This window comes from Methylorubrum rhodesianum, assembly GCF_014199985.1.
In the GTDB taxonomy this organism is placed as follows: domain Bacteria; phylum Pseudomonadota; class Alphaproteobacteria; order Rhizobiales; family Beijerinckiaceae; genus Methylobacterium; species Methylobacterium rhodesianum.
In genome coordinates, this window is record NZ_JACHOS010000025.1 from 1 (window position 1) to 23,670 (window position 23,670).

Annotated in this window: 18 protein-coding genes and 1 tRNA gene; 13 read left to right on the plus strand and 6 right to left on the minus strand. The window is 69.3% G+C overall.

Annotated elements, in window-relative coordinates; translation table 11 throughout:
• Nucleotides 1-616: 616 nt before the first annotated feature.
• Nucleotides 617-693, plus strand: a tRNA-Arg gene (locus HNR01_RS25255).
• Between the two features lie 212 nt (nt 694-905).
• A complete protein-coding gene (locus HNR01_RS25260) occupies nt 906-3,227 on the plus strand; it encodes a xanthine dehydrogenase family protein molybdopterin-binding subunit (protein ID WP_246417654.1) in 2,322 nt (773 codons plus the stop codon).
• Between the two features lie 64 nt (nt 3,228-3,291).
• On the opposite strand, the gene HNR01_RS25265 is transcribed toward HNR01_RS25260, so the two are convergent.
• The 4 genes from HNR01_RS25265 to HNR01_RS25280 all read right to left on the minus strand — a co-directional run bounded on the left by HNR01_RS25265 (nt 3,292) and on the right by HNR01_RS25280 (nt 11,240).
• The gene (locus HNR01_RS25265; RefSeq protein ID WP_183670543.1) at nt 3,292-7,164 is read right to left on the minus strand and encodes a glycosyltransferase; all 3,873 of its coding nucleotides are present in this window, start codon (nt 7,162-7,164) and stop codon (nt 3,292-3,294) included.
• 1,105 nt (nt 7,165-8,269) lie between these two features.
• Nucleotides 8,270-9,040, minus strand: coding sequence for an anti-sigma factor family protein (locus HNR01_RS25270; protein ID WP_183670545.1), 771 nt, complete (start codon nt 9,038-9,040; stop codon nt 8,270-8,272).
• Between the two features lie 83 nt (nt 9,041-9,123).
• A complete protein-coding gene (locus HNR01_RS25275; RefSeq protein ID WP_017484733.1) occupies nt 9,124-9,696 on the minus strand; it encodes a sigma-70 family RNA polymerase sigma factor in 573 nt (190 codons plus the stop codon).
• A gap of 227 nt (nt 9,697-9,923) precedes the next feature.
• Complete coding sequence (locus HNR01_RS25280; RefSeq protein ID WP_017484734.1) at nt 9,924-11,240, minus strand: L,D-transpeptidase family protein; 1,317 nt, start codon at nt 11,238-11,240, stop codon at nt 9,924-9,926.
• A 342-nt stretch (nt 11,241-11,582) separates the two neighbouring features.
• Between HNR01_RS25280 and HNR01_RS25285 the strand changes: the two genes are divergently transcribed.
• The 8 genes from HNR01_RS25285 (at nt 11,583) to HNR01_RS25320 (ending at nt 18,042) form a co-directional block, all read left to right on the plus strand.
• Nucleotides 11,583-11,984, plus strand: a complete 402-nt coding sequence (locus HNR01_RS25285; protein WP_183670547.1) for a hypothetical protein — start codon at nt 11,583-11,585, stop codon at nt 11,982-11,984.
• A gap of 48 nt (nt 11,985-12,032) precedes the next feature.
• On the plus strand, nt 12,033-13,127 hold the full coding sequence (locus HNR01_RS25290) for a copper chaperone PCu(A)C domain-containing protein (RefSeq protein WP_183670549.1): 1,095 nt from the start codon (nt 12,033-12,035) through the stop codon (nt 13,125-13,127).
• Nucleotides 13,128-13,251: 124 nt separating this feature from the next.
• On the plus strand, nt 13,252-13,818 hold the full coding sequence (locus HNR01_RS25295; protein WP_183670550.1) for a copper chaperone PCu(A)C: 567 nt from the start codon (nt 13,252-13,254) through the stop codon (nt 13,816-13,818).
• Nucleotides 13,808-14,452 (plus strand): SCO family protein, encoded by a 645-nt coding sequence (locus HNR01_RS25300; RefSeq protein ID WP_183670628.1) that lies wholly within the window; start codon nt 13,808-13,810, stop codon nt 14,450-14,452. Before HNR01_RS25295 ends, HNR01_RS25300 begins: the two co-directional genes overlap by 11 nt.
• Before the next feature lie 199 nt (nt 14,453-14,651).
• The gene (locus tag HNR01_RS25305) at nt 14,652-15,008 is read left to right on the plus strand and encodes a hypothetical protein (protein ID WP_183670552.1); all 357 of its coding nucleotides are present in this window, start codon (nt 14,652-14,654) and stop codon (nt 15,006-15,008) included.
• A gap of 43 nt (nt 15,009-15,051) precedes the next feature.
• Entirely contained in the window at nt 15,052-17,247 is a 2,196-nt protein-coding gene (locus tag HNR01_RS25310; protein WP_183670554.1) for a TonB-dependent receptor family protein, read from the plus strand.
• 150 nt (nt 17,248-17,397) lie between these two features.
• Entirely contained in the window at nt 17,398-17,640 is a 243-nt protein-coding gene (locus HNR01_RS25315; RefSeq protein WP_183670556.1) for a type II toxin-antitoxin system VapB family antitoxin, read from the plus strand.
• Complete coding sequence (locus tag HNR01_RS25320; protein WP_183670558.1) at nt 17,641-18,042, plus strand: type II toxin-antitoxin system VapC family toxin; 402 nt, start codon at nt 17,641-17,643, stop codon at nt 18,040-18,042.
• 48 nt (nt 18,043-18,090) lie between these two features.
• On the opposite strand, the gene HNR01_RS25325 is transcribed toward HNR01_RS25320, so the two are convergent.
• Together HNR01_RS25325 and HNR01_RS25330 are read right to left on the minus strand one after the other, a co-directional pair.
• Entirely contained in the window at nt 18,091-19,515 is a 1,425-nt protein-coding gene (locus tag HNR01_RS25325; protein ID WP_246417660.1) for a carbohydrate porin, read from the minus strand.
• Nucleotides 19,516-19,654: 139 nt separating this feature from the next.
• On the minus strand, nt 19,655-20,326 hold the full coding sequence (locus HNR01_RS25330; protein WP_083920668.1) for a GntR family transcriptional regulator: 672 nt from the start codon (nt 20,324-20,326) through the stop codon (nt 19,655-19,657).
• 164 nt (nt 20,327-20,490) lie between these two features.
• Here HNR01_RS25330 and dctP point away from each other — a divergent pair, with 164 nt between their 5' ends.
• The 3 genes from dctP to HNR01_RS25345 are packed head-to-tail and all read left to right on the plus strand — an operon-like array spanning nt 20,491 to nt 23,584.
• On the plus strand, nt 20,491-21,513 hold the full coding sequence (gene dctP / locus HNR01_RS25335) for a TRAP transporter substrate-binding protein DctP (protein ID WP_017484745.1): 1,023 nt from the start codon (nt 20,491-20,493) through the stop codon (nt 21,511-21,513).
• On the plus strand, nt 21,510-22,235 hold the full coding sequence (locus HNR01_RS25340; RefSeq protein WP_183670562.1) for a TRAP transporter small permease: 726 nt from the start codon (nt 21,510-21,512) through the stop codon (nt 22,233-22,235). The genes dctP and HNR01_RS25340 overlap by 4 nt, the downstream gene beginning before the upstream one ends.
• Nucleotides 22,232-23,584, plus strand: coding sequence for a TRAP transporter large permease (locus HNR01_RS25345; RefSeq protein ID WP_017484747.1), 1,353 nt, complete (start codon nt 22,232-22,234; stop codon nt 23,582-23,584). Before HNR01_RS25340 ends, HNR01_RS25345 begins: the two co-directional genes overlap by 4 nt.
• The last annotated feature ends 86 nt before the right edge of the window (nt 23,585-23,670 follow it).

Here is a 23,670-nt window from a genome sequence, read left to right on the forward strand (position 1 = left end):
CAGTTACCCGGATCAGCTCCGCTCCACCGACAATCCCGAAGACCGTCGAAGCCCTCGCCCACCAAGCGGTGGACCGCGGCGCCCCGTCGGTGAAACGGGGTATAGGGAGCCCGCGGCCGGAGGTCAATCGAAAAGTCGCGGAAAACGCATCCGGCGCCGTGGCGGAGCATCCTCGGGGCACGATGGGGCGCGTCAGGGCACGGGGTGTTGTCGCCGGCCTCCGCTCCGAAGCGTGCGGCTCGCTTGCTGACGCAGGACAGCGTGCGTCTTCTCTCCCTGCGAGATACCGAACAGCGACGTCCGGCACTCGCGAGCATCCCCTTCGACGTCGCCCTCGTGCTCACGCCACTTTTTCTCGCCCCCCTCGTCGCCCCGACGCGCTTCGGCATGGCGATCCCTCAAAGCCACGGCCGGCGACAGACCGTTTCCGTGCGGCTCTGGAGGAAGCTCGAAGGCGCCGTCCCGTTGCGGCCAGGGGATGCTTTAAGATGACGCCCGTCGCGCCGTCGAACCGGTCGGCGGCTTGTCTTTCGCGCGTCTCCGGACGGGAAAGCGCGAGCCGGCGGCGAGGCTTGACCCGGGCCCGGTCCCGTGCCTTTTGGCCCCTCTGGTACCAGACTCCGTAGCTCAGCTGGATAGAGCAGCCGCCTTCTAAGCGGCAGGTCGTAGGTTCGAGCCCTACCGGGGTCGCCAAACTCCCTCAAAGCCGATCCATGGCCGTCGAGCATGATGCTCGGCGCCACCCATCGCCTCCGCACCGGATGACGCGTCCTCGATGAGCGTCGTTTCGACGCCGCGGGGAGACCGGCCGCGCCGGCCGTCGTTGCCAAGCGATCAGGTAGCACGCCGCACTCCCGGCCGGGTCAATCCCGACGGGACGGCCTCCGGTGCGGGAGATGATTGCGATGGATCAGGCCGACACAGCCCTGGAAGGTGCCAAGAACGGTGACATGGACGGAGCCCCGGAGCGTGTCCTGGGTCGCCCGCAGGTCCGGATCGAGGGACGGGCCAAGGTCACCGGAGCGGCGCTCTACGCGTCCGATCGGCGCGTGCGCAGCACTGCGCACGCCGCCCTCGTCACCAGCACGATCGCGCGCGGGCGGATCCGCAGCTTCGATCTCGCCGCAGCCGAGGCCGTACCGGATCTGCTCGGGATCTTCACGCATCGCGACTTCGCGGGTGCGATCGCACCCGTCCCCCACCTGATGGCCGGCGGATACGCCAATTCCTCGCATCTCCCGCTCGGGTCGGACCGGGTGGCCTATGCCGGCCAGATCGTCGCCCTCGTGGTCGGACGAACGCCGGAGGCCGCGGCTCGAGCGGCCGCCCTCGTCGGCGTGGATTACGCACCGGAGCCCGCCGCCGCGACCTTCGACGATCCGGGCGCCGAAACCGTGCGGCTCGCCGATCTCAAGGCCCACCACGAGGACATCGCCACGGGCGATCCCGTCGCCGCATGGCGGGAGGCCGCGGCGCGGGTGCAGGTGCGCTACACGACGCCGGTCCAGCATCACAATCCGATCGAGTTGTTCACCACCTGCTGCGCCTGGGAGGGTGACCGACTCACCGTCCACGAGCCGAGCCGCTATATCGGCGCCGTCCGGCACGGGCTCGCGGCCCAGCTCGGCCTCGATCCCGCCCAGGTGCAGGTCGTCTCCGGCCCGATCGGCGGACATTTCGGATCGAAATTCGCCCTCGCGCAGTACACCGCCCCCGTCGCACTGGCTGCCAAGCGTCTCGGCTGCCCGGTCTCGCTGGTGCCGACCCGGCGGCAATGCTTCACCATCGCCAATCACCGTCCGGAGACGCGCCACGACATTCGGCTGTCGGCGGATCGTGACGGGCGGTTCACCGGCCTCGTTCACGCGGCGGAGGTCGTCACCTCGCGCTTCGATCCCTTCGCCATGGAGGGGACGGACGTGACCGCGAGCCTCTACGCATGCCCGGCGATCCGCACGGAGGAGCGTGCGGTCCGGGTCGACCGCAACACCCCCGGCCCGATGCGGGCGCCGCCGGAGGTCCCCTACCTGTTCGCGCTGGAGAGCGCCGTTGACGAGATGGCTTGGCAGCTCGGTCTCGATCCGATCGAACTGCGCCGCCGCAACGACACCGCCCGCGATCCGGTCTCGGGCAAGCCGTTCTCGAGCCGGCCGCTGATGGCCTGCTTCGACGCGGGGGCGGCCGCCTTCGGCTGGGCGCGGCGGTCGTCGCGACCGGAATCGAGGCAGGTGGGCACCATCCGGGCGGGATCTTGGCGCGTCGGCCTCGGCTGCGCCGCCTCCGTGCGGCCGGTGAAGATCGCCGCGGCAACGATGCGGTTGCGGCTCGCCGCGGACGGCACGGCGGAGGTGGCGTGCGCTCACCACGAGATCGGCAACGGCATCACCACGCTGCTGGCGATGGGGGCGGCCGAGGGACTCGGCGTGCCGCTGGAGCGGGTCCGGGTCGAACTCGGCGACACCGCCCTGCCTGCGGCCGGCCTCTCGGGCGGATCGAGCACCTCGACGAGCCTGATGAGCGCCTTGGCCCTCGGCTGCGAGCAGCTGCGCGAGCGGCTGGCGCGGGAGGCCACGGCCCCGGACCGACCGCTGGCGGGGCGTGATCCGGCCGGGCTGCGCCTCGCCGGCGGCCGGCTCACCGCGCCCGGCGGCGGCGCGCTGCCGCTCGCCGAGGCGGTCGCGCTGATCGACGCGGACGGGGTGGAGGCGCTCGCCGAATTCGTGCCGCCGGGCAGTGCCCCCGATGCGCTGGACGTCCTGCGCAGGGGTCATATCGGGCTCACCACAGGGGGAGATGCGCTGAAATGGGCATTCGGCGCACAGTTCGCGGAAGTGCATGTCCACGCCGAGACCGGGGAGATCCGGGTGGCGCGGCTGACCGGGGCTTTCGCGGCCGGCCGCATTCTCAACCCGCTGACGGCGCGCAGCCAGCTCCTCGGCGGGATGATCTGGGGGCTGGGATCGGCGCTTCTGGAGGAGACCGTCCTCGACGGCGCCGCCTACCGTAATCCCGATCTCGCCGAGTACCTCGTTCCCACCGCCATGGATACCGGCGCGGTCGAGGCGTTGCTTGTGCCGGATCCCGACGAAACCGTGAACCCGCTCGGCGTGAAAGGACTCGGCGAACTCGGTATCATCGGTGTCAACGCCGCGATCGCCAACGCCGTCTACCACGCCACCGGTCGCCGCATCCGCACGCTGCCGATCCGCATCGAGGACATGCTGTAGCCCGCGTCGGACTTGGCCGGCGCTTCGATCGACGGAAAGCCGGCGACCGATCGGCCGCGTCGCCTTACGGTACCAGCAGCCTGTCGTAGAGCGCGATCAGATCCTCGCCCTGATCCGCTGCGGTCCGGGGCGGTTGCGAGGGTTGCGGCGGGCTGGCCCGGAACCGCTCGGGATCGGCATCGATGCGCTGGAACACCGCGCGCAGCCCCTCCGGGGATCCGACATCGACCCGGAAGCCGTTGACGCCCTCGTCGATATCCTCGCCGATCGCGCCGAGCCGGCTTGCCACGACCCAGAGGCCCGCCGCGCGCGCCTCCCGGGTCACCAACCCGAAACTCTCTGGCCAGAGCGAGGGGGCGAGCAGCACGTCCATGTCCGCGTAGAGTTCGCAGATCTGCTCCTGCGGCACCTTCCCGACGATCCGGACGGCGGTGGCGCCCCAGGTCTCGTCGCTGACGTAATCCGTCGCCCGGGCATGGTCGACGAGGATCAGGCTCAGGTTCTCGAACCGGCCCGCCCGGAGGATCGTCTCAACCAGGGTGGCGCCCTTGTGGGCCGTCCGGCCGCCGATATGACCGAGGCGGACGCGGCCCGTCGCACTCTCCCGCCGCGCGACCGGCGTCAGGCGCGGGACGCCGTTCGGAATGGCGATCGTCTGCGGAAACCCCGCCTTGCGATAGATGTCGGCGAAGGGCTCCGATACCGCGGCGACGGTCGCCGCCGCATCGAGCACCCGCGCCAGCCCGCGGCGGCGCGCGATGGAGCCGGTCGGTGTGACGGAGCGGCTCGTTGCGTCGGCGAGGATGTCGGGCGTCGGCATCTGCACCAGCCCGTCCTCGTCGATGAGGAACTGGAAGTCCGAGATCCACCACGCGTCGTGGACGGTGACGATGTAGGGGATGCCCCTGGCCCGCACCGCCTCGACCACGCTCGCGGTCAGTTGCTGCACGCAGTGGACATGGACGAGATCGGGCTCGAAGCGATCGAGCAGGGCCTCGAATTCCGCCCGCACGCTCGGGTTGAACGGGCGCCAGTCCATGTTCCGTTCGCGCGGCGTGGCGATGCGGAAGACGGGAATGCCGCGATAGGCGTCGATGCGGGTCCGATAGGGAGGCTCGGCTTCCATGTCCGACGCGGCCACCGCGAGTTCGAACCGGTCGGCAGCATGATCGAGGGTGTGATCGATGTTGTCGCGCACGACCCGCGTGGCGCCGCCGACGGTCTGGGGCGGAAAGTAGACGTTGATTACCAGGATCCGCGGTCGGCCCTCCCGGCGCGTCCGCGCTACGGGTCCCGATGCGTCCGCGGCGGTGAGACCGGCCCAGGTCTCGGCAGCAGGCATGGGGGCGCCCTGGGTCGGACCGGCCGGCGGGCGTGACGCGACCCGTCGCTGCGACGCCTCGTGCGGAGCGGGGAAGACGCCGCTCAGGACCTCGACGGCGGCATCCAGTCCGTAGGACGCCAAGGCCTTGGCCCGCGCCTGATCCCCGATCTTCCGGCGCAGAGCCGGATCGCCGATCAGCGTGGTGAGGGCCTTCGTCCAATCCTGGACCGTCTCGGCCAGAAGGGCATCCTGCCGGTCGACGAGAATCTCCCGGTAGGTGCGCGTCGCGCTGACGATCGAGGGAATGCCGCACATGGCGGCTTCCAGCCATTTGATCTCGCTCTTGGCGTCGGCGAAGGGGCCGGGCGCGAGAACCGCGAGGTTGATGTCCGCCCCCGAGAGCGCTTCCCAGTAGGCCGCTACATCGTCGGTGAAGCCGAGTTGGCGGACGCGGTGCGCGAACCGCCGGAAGCCGTCGCCGAGGCGCAGATAGCCGGCGATCACCAGGCGGACATGGGGGTTGCGCTCCAACACCGTGAGGAGCGCGGGCGCGGCGAGGTCGTTGAAGTCCTTGTTGTGCGCGCGAGTCCCCGATCCATAGAAGATGGTCAGGGTCTTGTCCGAGAAGGGCACGCGCGGGCGTTTCAGGAAGGGGAGATTGCGCGCGTCGAGAGCGTTGCGCAGGACGTGGCAGACGCCCGAACGGACGAGCGGGCGCATCCGCTCGGCCAGGGCCGGTGTCGAGGCGAGTCCGATGTCGCAGGCCCGCATGGCGTAGCGGAACAGCGGCACGCCGTATTGCAGATCGACGTATTGCTTGTGCGTGATCTGGCCCTCGAAGCTTTCGAGGGGATCCGGGAACATGGCCGCGTCGAAGACGATGTCGTCGATCTCGTAGATTGTCGGCAGGCCGAGCGCGCGCGCGTAGAGGATCGCGTGCAGGACACCGGGAAAGGCCGCCACGCGGTAGAAGATCACCGCCGAGGCCCGGTCGAGGGCCGAGCGGCAATCGGCCGCCTCATCCTGCCGGAAGACCTCGACCGTCCAGCCGCCATGCTCGAGCTGCTGGATCTTCTGCACGACGCGGTAATGGTCGCATTGCGGAAGGTCGCGGTTGGCGACGATGACGATGTGTCCGTTCGCCGGCACCGGGAGCGGTGCCGGCAGCGGGTCGACCGACGCGATCAGGCTGGCGATCTCGTCGAGGCAGGCAGTGAGGCGGTCGTCCGCCTCCTGCCGCCGGCCGGCGGCATAGTCGGCGCACGCCTTCTCGCTCGTCAGAGCGAAGGACGCCGCGATGGCGCGATGCGCGGCGGCGCGCCACTGCGCATTGGCATGCCATTCCTCGGCTGAGCGCCGGACGCGATCGAGCGCCTCGGTCACACCGCTCGGCCGCGCGAGCAGGCCGTCGATCGCGTGGACATGGCTCCATACGACGGCGCCCGGCACGTCCGCCGCATCCGCGAAGGCCCGCGCGGCATCCTTGGTGCGGTTGAGCGCGCGCAGCGCGTCGCCACGGCGATGATGGAGGCGGCCGGAGACGCGACCGGCCCTCAGCGCCCGGTCGAAGGCTTCCTTGGCCGTGACCGCGTTGCCCTGGACGAGGTGGTACTCGCCGATCCGCTCGAGGAGCTGGGCCGAGCAGGCCTGCCGCACCGCCTCGAGATCCCAGAGCGGGAAGCCCGCCGTGATGAAGTGCCGAAGGGCGTTCAACCGACCGGGCGGCGGCGGATCGACGCCTTCGGGCAGCAGGGAACGATAGACGGTCTCGTCGAAGCTCTCGGGAAAGCGCTCCTCGCCGAGCAACCGGAGCAGCGCCGCCGCCTCGGTGCCGGGCTCCCCCTTCCGGATGCCCTGACCGAGCCAGTGACGGTACAGTTCGGCATCACGGGCGCCGGCAGGAGCCTCCGGGTTGTTCGAGCGATAGAAGGCCGGGTCGAAGCGGAGGCTCAGGGAGATCGGGGCAAGCCGGTCCACCCCTTCGGTCAGGAAGGCGACGAGGCCTTCCATTCGCGAGGTGGGCGTGCGCGGCAGCCACGCCTCGTTCAGCAGAGCGAATTCGTGGAGCACGAAGAGGTCGAGCCATCCCCCCGGGAGGACCCGTGCGGCGACCAGCAGCTGTGCGAAGCTCTCGGGATGGCGCGCCGCGGCACGTCCCCCACCCGACGCGCCACCCGACGCGAGCAGGCGCTCGTATTCCTGATCGAGGAGCGAGAGATCGGCCCGGTAGGCACGCCCCTCGAGCCGCCCGAAGCGCAGATAATGCTCCCTGAGTTCCCACGGCTCGGACAGGCCGGCCAGATCGTCGTGGAGCGCCCGGTAATGCTCCGGGATGAAATCCTTCGGCAGCGGGCTGCTGTCCCGCTCCAGGGCGGCGATGAGCGCGGCAGCGTTCCGGGCGCGGCCCTCCTTCCGTCCGTGCTTGACGTAGTGTTCCCTGAGCACTGCGCCGTCATCGCCCAGAATGGCGAGGTCCGGGTAGTAACGCCGGTAGAAGACCGGATCGAAGCCGCCCTGGCCTGTCGGCTCTCCGGAGGCTCGTAGCCCTGGTCCGCGCGGGATCCTCGTGAGCCCGACCCGCTTCGAGAGCGATTGCAAGCTGCGCCTGAACACCGTCAGCAACCTCGCGCGTGGATTGATCCACGATTTTTCGGTGGGAGCCCGGCCGAGGCCCCTGCACCGATCGGGCGACCGATGATCGGATGTGACATCAGTCCGGACGGTGCATGGGAGAGGATTTGATCGCTTCCTGCACGCTGCCTCCGCACGGGACAGCATCGAGCCCAGGGGATGCCTGTCCCGGACCCTCGTACGGATTGCCAGACGTCACATGTCGCCTCTCGACCGCACTGCAACAAGCGAAGCAGTAACCATTGCGACCCCTGGGGGCAATCCTCCTCCCGCAACCAGAAAGAGAAAACCGGCCGCGACAGATGAAGAGCGTCCGGCTGCGTAGTCCAAATCCGCCTTCGGAGGGCAGGCCGCACTGACTCGATCGTGATTGAGCAATTCTCAGAGCAGCAACTCAGCAAACTCTAAGACCTCATTTCGGATTTCTAAAAATTTGCACAATGATTTATGATCTTATATATATATCGAATTACATCGATCAGACAAAATGACCAAATATCGAACATGCCTGATGCCTTGATGATTGTATCACATCGGACGAAGCATCCTGGATTGAAATTTTAAAACCGGCAAAATATCACTAGCAAAATACTAGCAAGTCCGCACAGCTGCACTGCGCGCATCAGAATTTACTTGGCACGCATCGAAATAGCTGAAAGCGCATCGCAAGTCGTTTGCCGGCTCGAGGAGACCAGTGCCTTGAGCCCTGTGCTGGGTGTGGAACAGAATTCCGGCGACACCGTCCACCCGGAGCGGAACGCTCAAGCCGCCGATATCGCGTATCAGTCGGACCGCCGCTGCCGTCGATGCTGAGCCGCCGATTCCGACCCGCCATCGCAGAAGGTCGGCGGTATCCAAGCGGCTGCGACATGCATCTTTGCCGAGCCGATTTCTCGACCGAATCGCGTTCACGTAAGCGCCCGAAGCGGAACCCAGAGGGCCGCCCCTCAATCGGGCGCCGCGACAATCGATGCAGCTGTCCAGTGACGGAACATCGACGGGCCACGCGCCTCGGCCCGGATGAGTCGGGGCGGCGCACACGGCGCTCCGTCGAAGCCGTGCCCCGTGATCCCGCGTCGACCGCGCCTTACTCCCGGATCGCGGCGAGTCGGGCAGCGGCGGCGTGAAGGGCCGGATCGTCACGTGATCCGCTCAGCGCGTAGGCGGTGCGGCCGTTGCGCCAATAGGCGGTCGTCCCGTCGCTCGAACGGGCCACCGGCTCGCCACCTTCGACCAGAGCCAGACCGCTACTGCTCTTGGCAAACAGGGCCAACTCACCAATTTCGGCCGATTGAATCGACACCTCGATTCCGGTGCCCTTGCGGCTCGGGAAGATCTGCACGTCCCGAACCACCCAGCCCTCCGGCAGCGGCGGCAGATCGACGCCGGTCGCGGCTTCGAGATCGGCGGGATCGTAAACCGAGGCCATCGGCTGGCTGTTCGTGCGGGCGCGGATCTGGACCGCTTCCCGGGCCTGCTTCGCCTCCTCGGCGAGGGAGGGATCGATCGGCGAGGCGAAGGAGCCGGGCACGCCGAAGCTGCCGCTCTCAGTGTGGGCGAGCCACCCTGCCCCGACCAGGACGACGACCGCCGCCGCCCGGCGCAGACGGGAGCGAACCCGCTGCCAGGCGAAGGCGCGGTCGATCCGGCGCGCGCCCATGCGCAGCCGCTCCGGCGGCAGGCTCGGCACCGACAGGTAGGCTTCGCGCAGGGCGTCGCGGTCGCGCAGGTCGGCCATGACCTGCAGCGCGTCCTCCGGATTGCGCGCGAGATGCGCCTCAACTTCCAGGCGGCGCATCGGATCGAGCTCGCCGTCGACATAGGCGATAAGATCGGTTTCCGTGACTGGATCGAGCATCAGCCCACTCCGACTGTCCTGCTTGCCCACCGCCCAGCCTTGCCGCTCGCCGGTGCTGCTCGTTCAACGCTTCACCAGGGCCGTCAATTCCCGCTGACGACACGCAGATGTGAGCGGCCGCGGTCGGGCCCCTCGTCGGACGCGCCGGCCTTGCCCTTGCGGCTGCCCTCTTCGAAGGCGCGCAGGGCGGCCCGGCCGCGACCGAGCCGCGACATCAGGGTGCCGATCGGGATGCCCAGCACGGCTGCGGCATCGGCGTAGGCCATCCCCTCGAGGGTCACGAGATGAAGCGCGGCGCGCTGCTCCTCGGGCAGACTCTCGAAGGCCTTGCGGATCTGCATGAGCCGCACCTGCCCCTCCTGGGCCGGCGGGGCCATCTCCTCGGAGAGCTGCACCAGCACGTCGGCATGGCGCGCCTCGACCCGCTTGCGGCGCTGCTCGTCGATGAAGACGTTGTGCAGCACCGTCATCATCCACGTACGCAGATTCGTGTCGGGCCTCAGGTTCGCGCGCGACTCGAGGGCGCGAACCATTGTGTCGTGGACGAGATCATCCGCCTTGAGCGAGTCTCGTGTCAGCGATCGTGCGTAGCGCCGCAGGGGCACCAGCAGATCGACGATATCGGAGCGTTGCGCGCGCGTTCGATCGAGGACCATAAACCGTTGACGTCTGTCCGACGCCTTTCATCCGCTCATTTCGCCCTGGAGGCGAAATTTTTCGAAAAAACTTCGGCGAGTGGCTCGGGGCCGGGGCGTCGGACCGACGATGGAATCAACCTAGCCGAAAAGACACGACCCCGGGCCGGATGTCGAATCCGGCCCGGGGTCGTGGTCGTTCCGGCTCGCCCCGGCCGTCGCGCCGGTGGGGCGAAGGTTCGGGGTTCTCAGTTCTCCTCGTCGCCCGGCTCGAACACCTCCGGCTGGGTCGAGGCGGCGCTGGCGACCGGCGTCGGCGCCTCGATGGTCGAGGGCACGTTCACGCCGTCGCGCTTGTAGATGTCGTCGCGGAACTGCACCGTGCCGTCCGGGGTCGCCCAGGCGGTGATGTAGGTCCAGTAGACCGGCACCGGCTGCGACAGGCGGGCGTCGATGCGCTGGCCGCTCTCCACCGCCTGCTCGACATGGGCGCGGTCCCAGCCGGGCGTGTCCTTCAGCAGCCACGTGATGTACTCGCGCACGTTCTGCACGCGCACGCAGCCCGAGGAGATGAAGCGGAAGTCGTCGCCGAACACGCCGCGGGAATTGGTGTCGTGCATGAACACGCCGTGCGGGTTCGGGATGTTGATGCGCACGACACCCATCGAGTTGAAGTCGGCGCCCGAATCCTGGCGGTAGGTGTAGCGGGTGCCCTCGTCCGAATTCCAGTTCACGGAGCGCGGCGAGATCTCCTGCCCCCCTGAGAGGATGCGGATCTTGTTGTCCGTGAGGTAGTTCGGATCCTTCTGCATCTTCGGGATCAGGTCCTTCCTCACGATCGAGGCCGGGACCGTCCAAGTCGGGTTGAAATTGATCTCGACCGCCTTGGCATTCATGATCGGCGATTGGCGGTCGATCTTGCCGACGCCCGCGGCGTGCAGGGTCACGACCTGGCCGTTCTCCACCGTCTGCACCAGGGCGGCGGGGATGTTGGTGATGACGAAGCGCCGGCCGAGATCGCCCGAATAGGAGCGCAGGCGGATCACGTTGGTCTCGAGCTGGCGCAGGCGCACGTCGGCGGGGACGTTCATCGCGGCCTGCGTCGCCGGGCTCATCTGGCCGGTCTGCGACAGGCCGTGCCGGGCCTGGAAGCGCTTCACGCCGGCCGCCACGTAGGAATCGTAGGTGCCCGCGCCGCCGGCCGTGGCGTCGAGGTCGCCGGTGACGATCAGGCGCTGACGCACCGCCGCCACCGCCGGGCCGCGGGAGCCGATGCGCAGGCCCGCCGCGCCGGTCACGGCCTGCCAGCCGCCGCGCGAGACGATCGAGCGGTACTTCTCGACCATCGCCTCGGTCGCCGCGATCGTGTCGGGCGAGAGGATCGGCGTCGAGGAGCGATGCACCTGCATGGTGGCGGGCGAGGAATAGTCCTGCGCCCACTCGGCCTGGGCGAAGCCGGCCTCGCGCGCGAACGCCGGGCCGGCGAGCAGCGTCGCCCCCAGCAGAGCGGCGGCGAGCGGACGGGCAAAGGGACGGAAACGGGGTTGGCGCGCGGTCTGCAGCATCGATCCGGGCTCTGGATTGAGGGTGCGGTCGGTGAATCCGGCCGAGGTCCCGGCTCTCACGCCCCGGGTGTCTAAACCAGGGCGTGAGAGAACAAGTCTCGGCCAAGTTCTCGTGCCGCGGTTGTTGCGGTCTCGTGGTTAAGAAGCCATGCCGTTCCGGGCCATATTGTGGCGTCCGGGTGTGGCGGCGCACGCAAGGAGGTCCGGGACCGCCTGCGTGCGGGTTTCGGGCGGGCGCGGCAGGGACGACGAGCAGGCACGAAGAGTGGTGTCGAAGAGCGGCGGAATGGCACCGTCCCGGCCCCTACCGGAGCGGCGCGAAGCGGCGTAAGGCTCGTGCCCATGCCGAGCCCACGCCGCGACCGGACCGGAGGAGCGCCGCGCATCCTGCGCGGGCTGACCGCCGTGGCCGCTCTCTACGCGCTGGTGCTCCAGGCACTGCTCGGCGGTATCGCGGCGCTCCCCGTCGCGGTCGACCCCACTCCCCTCTGCCTGGCAAGCGCCGGGGAAACCGCTGCCGCGGAGGCCGCGAAGGACGGGCTTCCGGCTCCGGATGCCCACCACGCCACCTGCTGTACGGCCGCGCATCACCCGTCCGCCGCCGCGCTCCCGCCGCCCCTCTCAGCCGCGATCGCGTGGCCCGAGCGGGAGGCTGGGCGCGCCGACTGGTCCGTTGCCCAGCGCCGAACGGCCCGGCCTCCGCCCTTCACCCTCGCCCATGCTCGGGCCCCACCGGCTGCCTGACCCGCTCGATCGCCACGATCCTTCGATGTCAGACAACCGGAACCACCCATGTCGCGCTCTCAGTCACGCTCTTACCCCCGCGCCTCTCGTCCCGCTCCGCTTCGCACGCGTCTCCGCGCCGCCGGGCTGCCGCTCGTCCTGATCGCTCCCGCGCTCGTCTCGACCGCTTCGGCCCACGCCGTTCTGGAGCGCAAGGAGGCCGCGCCCAATGCCGCCTATCGCGGTGTCGTCCAGATCATGCACGGCTGCGACGGCCGCCCGACGACCCGTGTCAGCGTCACCATCCCCGAGGGCGTGACCGGCGCCAAGCCGATGCCGAAGCCCGGCTGGACCATCAGTACGGTCAAGTCGGCCTATGCCCGCGCCTACCCGTCCTTCCACGGACAGGTCTCCGAGGGCGTCACCCGGATCACCTGGACCGGCGGCAACCTGCCCGACGATCAGGTCGACGAGTTCACCTTCTTCGCCCGGGTCTCGGATGCCTTCGCGCCCGGCGCGACCATCTACTTCCCCGTCGAGCAGGACTGCACCCAGGGCAGCTACCGCTGGAGCGAGGTTCCGGCCGAAGGCGCGTCGGCGCGGGCGCTGAAGGCGCCGGCCCCGGCGGTGCGGATCGTCGCCGCCTCAGGTGCCGCGGCCCAGGCGGCGCAGGGTCAAGCGTCACAGGCTCCGGCGGCGCCCGCCGCGCGGGCCGGGGCGATCGGGATCGAGGCGCCCTGGCTGCGGGCGACGCCGGCCGGGGCGAAGGTCGCCGGCGGCTACGTCACCCTGCGCAACACCGGCACCGAACCCGACCGCCTGACCGGCGCTTCGATCCCCCGGGCCGGCCGGAGCGAGATCCACTCGATGACGACGGAGGGCGGCGTGATGAAGATGGCGCCCGTCGAGGGCGGCCTCACCCTCGCGCCGGGGGCCGAGGTCGCGCTCAAGCCCGGCGGCTACCACCTGATGTTCCTCGACCTGAAGGACGGGCTGAAGGCGGGCGAGACGGTCTCCGGCACGCTGACCTTCGAGCGAGCCGGGACGGTGCCGGTGAGCTTCACCGTGGCGCCGATCGGCGCGCAAGGACCCGGCGCTAACGGACCCGGCGCGAACGGACCCGCCGCCGCGCCTGATGCCGGCGGTCACCCGCATCACCACTGAGCGGCCGCACCGGCCGGCGACGTCAGCCGCGCGCACCGGAGCCTCATCGGAGAACCGCCGACAGGGCGGAATCCTGGGCTCGAGTTCCGCGCGCTCCCTCTCCTCCGCGAACGGAGACACGACCATGCGCCTTCACGTTTTCCCGTCCACCCTCCTCCTCGCCCTCGGCCTCGGCCTCGGCGTGACGAGCCTTGCCGTGACCAGCCTTGCCGTGACCAGCCCGGCCCATGCCCACGACTACACCGCCGGCCCGCTCAAGATCGGCCATCCCTGGTCGCGCGCCACGCCGGGCGGGGCCAAGGTCGCGGGCGGCTATCTCACGGTCACGAACACCGGCACGGAGCCCGAACGGCTCACCGGCGGCACGATCAACGCAGCCGGGCGCGGCGAGCTGCACACGATGTCGATGGAAGGCGGCGTGATGAAGATGGCGCCGCTCGCCGACGGCCTGGAGATCCCGCCGGGCCAGACGGTGACGCTCGCCCCCAGCGGCCACCACCTGATGTTCCTCGACCTGAAGGCCCCGCTGAAGAAGGGGGAGCGGGTGAAGGGGACGCTGAGCTTCGAGCGGGCGGGCCGCGTCCCCGTCGAGTTCGCCGTGGAGAGCCTCGCGGCCAAGGCGCCGGAGGCGGCGAGCGGCACGCACGACCCTTCCGGGCACGATCATGCGGGGCATGACCATGGCCACTGAGCCTCGACCTGACCAAGCCGCCTCCCCCGCCTCGAAGCGGGGGAGCACGCTGATCCTGATCGCCTTCGCGCTGGCCCTCGTCGGCATCGTGGCGACGACGGTCGCCCTCCTGCCGCGGGGGGACAAACCCTCGGCCCTGTCGGTGGTCGGCGGCCCGTTCCAGCTCGAATCCTCGAAGGGCGGCACCGTCGATTCTCGGGCGCTGAAGGGCAAGCCCTTCCTCGTCTTCTTCGGCTTCACCCAGTGCCCGAACGTCTGCCCGACGACGCTGGCCGATCTCGGCACCCTGCTCGACGAGTTCGCCGCCGAGGGCGGCGACCTTCAGGCCTACTACATCACCCTCGATCCCGAGCGGGACACGCAGGAGGTGATGCGCGAGTACATGGCCTCGTTCACCGACCGGATCACCGGATTGACCGGCACGCCGCAGCAGATCGAGGGGGTGATCCGCGACTACCGAGCCTTCGTGAAGCGGGTGCCGCTGCCCGGCGGCGACTATACCCTGGAGCACACGCTGATGGTCTACATGATGGACCGCGACGGCGGCTTCGCCGGACCGCTCGACCTGAATGCCGGGCACGCGCTCGCGCTGAAGCAGCTGCGGAAACTGGTCGCCGCCGGCCGCAATTCTTGATCGTCCCGGGCTTCGTGACGGCACGGCGCCCGCCCTTCGGCCGGCCGGGACGGAAAACAGGCTCGTCCCGATCCCGCATCGGTCGACCTTGGCACTGGCAATGACCTTCGCGTTGACCTTGGCATTGGCTTGGGCATTGACCTCGGCGCGAGCTTGGCCGTAGCTGGCGGCCATGCGAGGGCGCCTGCCGGGATGGTCCGTGTGCCGCGCGGTCATCGCCGTGGCCGCGCTCTACGCGCTCGCCCTGCAGCTCGTCCTCGGCGCGGCCGCGCTCGCCGGAACCGCCGGCCCGGACAGCGGCCTCGTCCACATCCTCTGCGCCCCCGATTCCGGAGAGGCCGGCGGTCCCTCGAAGCCGCATCCGGCGCACGGCCACCTGCCCTGTTGCCAGGCCGCGCACGTCCTGCCGAGCCTCGACGTCCCGGAACCCGCCCACGCCGCCGTCATCTGGCCGCCGCAGCGGATCGCCCTGGTCGCGTGGCGCGCCGAAATCGTGGCCCTGCCGCGCGCGCCGCCGGGAACGCGCCCGAGTCCGCGCGCGCCTCCCGTCGTCTGATCGATCGCCTCACCCGATCCTTCAGACAACGGACCTTTTCGTCATGCCTTCCCGTCAACGGGCCGTGCCGCGCGCCGCCCTGTCCTCGACCCTGCTCGCCGCCGGCCTCGCCCTCACCGCCCCGGCCCTTGCCGAGCCTTCTGCCAAGCCTCTTGCTCGGCCTCCTGCTAAGCCCATCGCCTCGCCGGAGAGCGCAGCCACCCTTTCCGAGATCAGCGTCTCCGGCGACGCCTCGGGCACCGGCCGTCCCTCGGGCACCGGCGAGACGGCCGGCTCGCTCACTGTGCCGAGCGTGGCCGCGCAGCGGGCGGCGGTGAACGCCACCGTCGGCTCGGTCGCCTTCGTCGACGCGACCACGTTCCAGAATCGGTATGCCAACACCGTGCGCGACGTGCTGAAAGACGTGCCCGGCGTGTTCGTGCAGGAGCGCTACGGTCAGGAGATGCGCCTGTCGATCCGCGGCTCCGGCATCGCCCGCGGCTTCCACGTCCGCGGCATCGAGCTGCTGCAGGACGGCATCCCGCTCAACCTCGCCGACGGCAGCGGCGATTTCTATCAGATCGATCCGCTCTCCCTGCGCTCGGTCGAGGTCTACAAGGGCGGCAATGCGCTGACCTTCGGCGCGACGACGCTCGGCGGCGCGGTGAACTTCGTGACGCCGACCGCCTACACGGCGCTGGCGCCGAATATCCTGCGGATCGACGGAGGCACCTTCAACACGATCCGTGAGCACTTTCAGGTCTCGCGGATCTCGGGACCGGCCGATGTCCTGATCTCCGGCACGGCGACCAATTCCAACGGATTCCGCGATCACGAGACGCAGCGCACGCGCAATCTCAACGCCAATTTCGGCTACCGCCTCGCACCGGGCGTCGAGACCCGCTTCTATCTCGGCTTCTACGACACCGACCAGAAGCTGCCCGGCTCGCTCTCGCTGCTCGACGCGCTGAACAATCCCCGCCTCGCCAACCCGGCGGCGATCGCCGGCAACCAATCGCGAAAGGTCACGACGGAGCGGATCGCCAACCGCACCTCGTTCGAGCTGGAGGTCGGGCGCCTCGACATCGATTCCTGGGCCATTCACAAGAACCTCTACCACCCGATCTTCCAGGTGATCGATCAGGACGGCTGGACCTACGGCGTCGCGCCGCGCTGGGCCGGCACGTTCGATCTCGGCGGCTTCCGCAACGACCTGATCCTCGGCCTGCGGGCGTTCGCCGGCATCAACGAGGCGCGGCAATTCGTGAACGTGGCGGGCCTGCGCGGCGCCCAGACCCTCGACGCCCGCCAGAGCGCCTCGAACTACGAGGCCTATGCCGAGAACCGGTTCTGGTTCCTGCCCGAGATGGCGCTGATGACCGGCGCCAAGCTGTTCTCCTCGAACCGCACCTACAGCAACCGGGGCGGCCTGCCGGCGAGCCCCGCCGCGCGCTTCGCCAACATCACCTACGAGGGCGTCAACCCGAAGCTCGGCCTGCTGTGGCAGCCGCTGCCGGACATCCAGGTGTTCGCCGACGTCACCCGCTCGCGCGACGTGCCCGACTTCTCCGACCTCGCGCAGACGAACACGCTCGGCACCACCTTCGTGCCGCTCGCGGCCCAGCGCGCCTGGACCTACGAGGCCGGCTCCCGCGGCCGGATCGATCGGCTCGCCTGGGACGTGACGCTCTACCGGGCGGAGCTGCGCGACGCGCTGATCAACTTCACGCCCAATCCCGGCCTGAACATTCCGGCGGCGACCTTCAACGCTCCGCGCACCCGCCACCAGGGCGTGGAGGCCGCGCTGACCCTCGACCTCACCGAGGATCTGACCGGCCACGGCGACCGGCTGTCCCTCACGCAGATCTGGACCCACAACGACTTCCGCTTCGTCGGCGATCCGGTCTTCGGCAACAACCGCATCGCCGGCGTGCCGGTCGACGTCCTGCGCACGGTGCTCGGCTACCGGCATCCGAGCGGCTTCTACTTCGCCCCCGCCCTCGACTGGGTGCCGCAGGGCGCGTTCGCCGACCACGCCAACACGCTGAAGGTGCCGGGCTACGCCCTGCTCGGCCTCCAGACCGGCATCGACTTTTCCAACGGCGTCTCGCTGTTCGTCGATGCCCGCAACCTGACGGACGAGCGCTACATCTCCGACATCGCGGTGGTGACCAATGCCGCCACCGTGGCGGGCGGCCCGGCGGCGTTCTTCCCCGGCAACGGCCGCAGCGTGTTCGGCGGCGTGCGGGCGTCGTTCTGAGGGTGAGAGCCCGGAATTGGTGTCGGTGCTCGGCCGACGCCGATCCCGGTGTGCGAGAACGACCACCATCGGTCCGCAGCGGCGCGAAGTCCCGTATGAACAATCACAACCGATGCGTATGTACAAAGGCGCCTGATACGGAGGCCTGTCATGCTCAGCATCAGGACTGAGGAAGTCAGAACGCTGGCCGAAACCGTCATGAGGAAGTCCGGCGTCCCCACCCTCACCGCCGCGATCAAGCTTGCCCTGCAGCGTGAGATCAAGCGGGCCGACGAGGCCACCCCGCTGATCGAGCGCGTGGCCGCAATCCGCGCTGCGGCACTGGCGAAAGCCGACCGGCCGACCGCTCCGCCTCTGAACGAGGACGAGCGCGACGCCTTGTGGACGCGCTGAATGTTCATCGACACGTCGGCGGTCGCCGCCATTCTGGCCGGCGAACCCGAAGCGACCGCTTTCGTCGCCTGCATCGAAGCTGCCGGAGGTCGGGAAACCGGTCCGCATGTCGGCCTTGAGGCGACGATCAACCTCGCGCGCATCCTCGGCCTTCCGATCGCGGTGGCCCAGAAGATGTACGACGCCTTCCTGGCGACAGCGGGGACCACCGTCGTCCCGATCGACGATGCCGTCGCCCGCCGTGGGGTCGATGCCTTCGATCGCTACGGCAAGGGTCGGGGCCACCCGGCGCAGCTCGGTTTCGCCGACTGTCTCTCCTACGCCTGCGCCGCCTCCGGTCGCGTCCCGATCCTCTTCAAAGGTCGGGATGTCACCCGCACGGACTTGGCGATCGCATCGTAGGATGCCAAGCTCGGTGGAAGCCTTCGAGCCTCAAATCCCGAAATCCCCTCAATACTGAACCGTCGCACGCAACCCCAGCACGGCGGCGTTGCGCACCCGGCGGCCTTCGGGGTCGCGCGGATTGGCGATGCCGCCGCCCGGATGCAGGATCAGCTGCACGTCCGGCTGCAGGGTGAAGCCGGGCACCACCACCGCCTGATAGGTCGCCTCGATCACCGTCTCGGCCCGCCGACGCGGCATCGCCGTGCCGGTCAGAACGATGGTGTCGATGTCGGAGCGGCGCGCGTCGTCGGAGAGGCGGACATAGGCGAGGCTGAGGCCGGCCGTGTCGTCGTCGCGGCCCTCGAACAGGCCTTTGTAGGCGAGCCCGGTATCGAGATAGGCCGAGACGAGGCTGGAGCGGGTCGGCGACCACGCCGCGCGCACGAAAAAGCCGAGCCCCTCGTCGTCCTTGCCGGATTCGCGGTAGAGCGTCTGGTCGTAGATCGCGTAGATCCCGGCGTTGCCGCGGAGCTTCCGGCCGATGCCGGTCGCGTTCGGGTCGGCGAGCGGCAGGCCGGTCTGGTCGATGCGCAAGCTCTCGAAGCGCCCGAAATGTTGCCAGCCGCCCAGCGTGATGTCGCCGGGCAGGCTTTTCGCATCCTTCTCCGTGTTGAAGGCGTAGGTCGCCTCGGCCACGACGAGAGCGGGATCGCGGGTGCGGAAGTTGGTGCCGGTGCGGTCGAGGCGCTGCGCCTCCGGGTCGTCGCCGGGGCGGTTGGCGCCGGCCGGATCGCCGTCGTAGAGCCCGGCCTGGAGCGAGAAGCCGTTGCCCGGCACGTATTTGGCCCGGATCGCGGGCGCCGCGAGCGGATAGGCCGGGCCGCCGCTCGGCAGGTCGAGTCCGGTGATCGCCGGCCAGCCGAAGGTCGAGTTCACGAACAGGGTCGCGGTCTGGCTGACGAAGAACTCGGTATCGGCCGCCTGCTGGCCGACCCTGATGCCGAGCCGGCCGTCGAAGAGCTGCTGGTCGAGCCACAGCACGTAGAGGCGGGATGAGGGCAGCGCCTCGATCACGCTCGTCGCCAACAGGTTGCCGACATAGTAGCGTGACAGGCCGGTGCCGTGGATGAAGTAGGCGTTGGCGTGCACCGTGGCGCCGTCCCAGCCGGCGAGCCGCTGCAGGTCGAGGTTGAGCCGCAGATTCAGCCGGTCCTCGACGATCGCCCCCTGGCGGAGGCCGCCGACAGGATTGCCCAGCGTCTCGGCGATGTAGGTGAGGCTGTACTCGATGCCCCGCTGCTTCAGCAGGGGCCGCAGGCCGAACGGGTCGCCGAGCGGCCCGAGCGAGGGCTCGATCGAGCGCACGTAGCCGCCCGAGGCTTGGCTCGTCGATTCCGGCTGGGAGACCGAGATCCGCGGATCGCCGCCTGCGCCCTCGTAGACCGGCCGTCCGGTGGGCTGCGCGAGGGCCGGCGGACAGGCGAGAGCCATCAGGACGAGCGCGCCGGACAGGGCGCCTGAATGGGGGCGGGCGAACAAGGGGAAACCTCTACGGCGAACCGCGAAGCTTGAGCTTACGGCCTCCGCGCCGTCCCTGCCAGAGCGCCGGAGGCGGCAGTCCCGGCCACACTCACGCCGCGCTGTGGTCCAGCGCCCGCAAATTGGCCACCAGCTCCGAGAACCCATCGCCCTGGATCAGCACGTGGCGGCGGAGCTGGTCGGCGGCGGCGGCGCCGTCTCCGGCGAGGATCGCCGTGACGACCGCCTCGTGCTCGGCGAGCGACTGCGCCACCCGGTGGCGGGTGCGCAGCTGGAGACGCCGGTAGGGGGAGAGGCGGCGATGCAGCGCCAGCGCCTGCCCGCACAGGAAGTCGTTGCGGCAAGCGCGGTAGATCACGGTGTGGAAGACGTAGTTCTCACCGTAATAGGCTTCCGGATCCCCCGTCGAGGCCGCCCGGATACACGCCGCGAGCGCCCCCTTGAGCTCCGCCTCGAGCTCCGGCGTGAGGCGCCGCGCGGCGAGCCGTCCGCAGGCGGCTTCCAGTTCCGCCATCGTCTCGAACATCTCCAGGAGATGCCCCGGCTCGGGGGCGCTCACCACCATGCCGCGGCGTGGCTTGGTCTCGACGAGGCCGGTCGCGGCCAGCTGCAGCAGCGCCTCGCGGATCGGCGTGCGCGAGACGCCGAAGCGCTCGGCCAGCTGGGTCTCGTCGAGCCGCGCCCCGAGGGCGAGACGCCCCTCGACGATCTCGTCCTCGATCGTCTGCCTGAGGCGCTGGGTCTGATTCATCGGTCGGTTCATCGGCGATTCCCTGCCGATGCATATTCAAGGGCGTTGACAAAATATGCAAGATGACGCGATCTTGCATTAAATGCTGCGCTGAAACGTATATTGTGCGCTGCAAAAAGTCCGAAGCAACGGACAATGGCAGAAGCCGCGCGAGCGGTATTCGAAGAGGAAACGCCATGACGCTCAACCGCCGCCATCTCCTCGCGGCCGGGCTTGCCGCGCCGGCTCTGCTCAAGCTCGGGACCGGCTCGGCTCAGGCCGCCACGACCCTGAAGCTCTCGCACCAGTTCCCCGGCGGCTCGATCGACGAGGGCGACTTCCGCGACCGGATGTGCCGCAAGTTCGCGGCGGCGCTCAAGGAGCGCTCGAAGGGTGCGATGGAGGTGCAGGTCTATCCCGGCTCGTCGCTGATGAAGACCAACGCCCAGTTCAGCGCGATCCGCAAGGGCGCGCTCGACATGACGCTCTACCCCTCCCCCTATGCCGGGGGCGAGGTGCCGGAACTCAATATCGGCCTGATGCCGGCGCTGGTCCCCTCCTACGCGCAGGCCCTCGCCTGGAAGAACGCCCCCGTGGGCCGCAAGATCACCGAGATCCTGGAGGCCAAGGGCGTCATCCTCGTCTCCTGGGTCTGGCAGGCCGGCGGCGTGGCGAGCCGCGAGCGCCCGCTGCTCACGCCCGAGGATGCCAAGGGCATGAAGGTCCGCGGCGGCTCGCGCGAGATGGACCTGATGATGAAGCAGGCGGGCGCCGCCACGCTCTCGCTGCCGTCGAACGAATCCTACGCCGCGATGCAGACCGGCGCCTGCGATGCGGTGCTGACCTCCTCCACCAGCCTGATCTCGTTCCGCCTGGAGGAAATCTCCAAGGCCCTGACCTCGGGCCGGGAGCGCTCCTACTGGTTCATGCTGGAGCCGATCATGATGTCGAAGATCGTGTTCTCCGGCCTGCCCAAGGACCAGCAGGATCTCATCATGGCGGTCGGCGCCGAGCTCGAGAGCTTCGGCCAGGAGGGCGCCAAGGCCGACGACACCCGCGTCGAGGAGGTGTTCGGCAAGGCCGGCGCCAAGGTCGTGCAGCTCGACGAGCCGACGCTCGGCAAGTGGCGCGACATCGCCCGCGACACCGCCTGGAAGGACTTCGCCAACAAGAACGCGAGCTGCGCTGAGCTGCTCAAGCTGGCGGAGAAGGTCGCGTGAGCCACGCCTTCGACGCGGCCTCGGCCGCTTCCGAGCCCCACAAGGCCGAGGCGTCCCGGATTCCGGGACTGCTCGGCGTCATCGACCGGACGACGCGCCGGCTCAACCACCTCATCCTGGTGCTGGGCGGCATCGCGCTCGTCGCCGCCTGCCTCGTGCTCAGCTACTCCGTGCTGATCCGCTACGTCCTGCACGAGCCGACGGAGTGGCAGGACGAGACCGCCGTGTTCCTGATCGTCGGCGCGACCTTCCTGTCGGCGGCCGGCGTCCAGGCCAAGCGCGGCCATGTCGCCATCGAGGCGCTCACCGGCCTGCTTTCGCCGGCCGTCAACCGGATGCGCCTCGTCCTTGTCGACATCGTCAGCCTCGCCTTCGTGGCGTTCTTCGCCTGGAAGAGCTGGAGCCTGTTCCACGAGGCCTGGGAGGATGGCCAGATCTCGCAATCGACCTGGGGGCCGCCGCTCTGGATCCCCTACCTGCTGATGGCCGCGGGCATGAGCCTGCTCAGCCTGCAATTCGTCCTGCAGATCGCCGAAGCCGTCCTCTACGGCCCCCGCAGCGCCGGCTGGGCCAAGCCGAAGATCGGGATCGGGGCGGACGTCAACCGCGATATGCGCGACCGCCCGGATCTGACGCCCGAGGGGCCGGACATCCTGGAGAGCACGATCACACCGAAGGCGGCCCCGACTCGGCCGGCCACGAGGACGGGAGGCAAGGCATGAGCACCGCCGCGATCGGCTTCCTCTATGCCGGGGCGACGCTCGGCGCGATGCTCTCGGGCATCCCCATCGCCTTCGCCCTGGGCTTCGTGGCCCTCGCCTTCATGTACGCGTTCATGCCCGCCGCCTCGCTCGATACGGTGGCGCAGAACGTCTACGAGGAGATGGCCTCGATCACCCTGCTCTCGATCCCGCTCTTCATCCTGAAGGGTGCGGCGATCGGCCGGAGCCGGGCCGGTCAGGATCTCTACTCGGCGATGCACGCCTGGATGCACCGCATCCCCGGGGGGCTCGGCATCGCCAACGTGTTCGCCTGCGCCCTGTTCGCGGCGATGGCCGGCTCCTCGCCCGCCACCTGCTCGGCGATCGGCTCGGCGGGCATTCCGGAGATGCGCAAGCGCGGCTACTCGCCGGGCTTCGCCGCCGGGATCATCGCCGCGGGCGGCACGCTCGGCATCCTGCTGCCGCCCTCGATCACCATGATCCTCTACGCGGTCGCCGCCGAGCAGTCGCTGGGACGGCTGTTCCTCGCCGGGATCGGGCCGGGCTTCCTCCTGGTCGCGCTGTTCGCCAGCTGGTCGGTGTACCGCTTCCGCTCGGAATTCGCGGCCGCGAAAGCGGCCTACGAGCGGACGGGCACGCAGCACCCGATCCTCAAGGAGGATACCTACAGCATGCGCGAGCGCTTCTCGACGCTGCCGCGGGTGCTGCCCTTCGTGGTGCTGCTCACCGGCGTCATGGTCGCGCTCTACGGCGGCTACGCCACGCCCTCCGAGACCGCCGGCCTCGGCGGCCTGCTGGCGCTCGCCCTGATCGCGGTGATCTACGGCGTGTGGCGCTTCCGCGATGTCGACCCGATCCTCACGGCGACGCTGCGGGAATCGACCATGCTGATGCTGATCATCGGCATGTCGCTCCTCTACGCCTACGTGATGAGCTACCTTCACATCAGCCAGGCCGCGGCCCAGGCCATCGTCGCGATGCAGCTCTCCCCCTGGGTCCTGCTCGCCACCATCCTGGCGCTGGTGATCGCGCTCGGCTTCTTCCTGCCGCCGGTCTCGATCATCCTGATGACGGCGCCGATCATCCTGCCGCCGCTGAAGGCCGCCGGGTTCGACCTCGTCTGGTTCGGCGTGGTGATGACGATCACCATGGAGATGGGGCTGATCCACCCGCCGGTGGGGCTCAACATCTTCGTCATCAAGAACATCGCCCCCGACATTCCGCTCAAGGACATCATCTGGGGCACCCTGCCCTTCGTGATCCTGATGGGCGTGGCGATCGTCCTGCTCTGCCTCGTACCGGGCATCGCCATGTGGCTGCCCGACCTGCTCCTGCCGACGACGCGGTAGGAACGCGAGAAGTCGGGCGGAGCGACGCTTCGAAGAACGGACCCTCCGCGCCGCGGGCGCGGAGGGTTAATCGTTTCTTGGCGGCG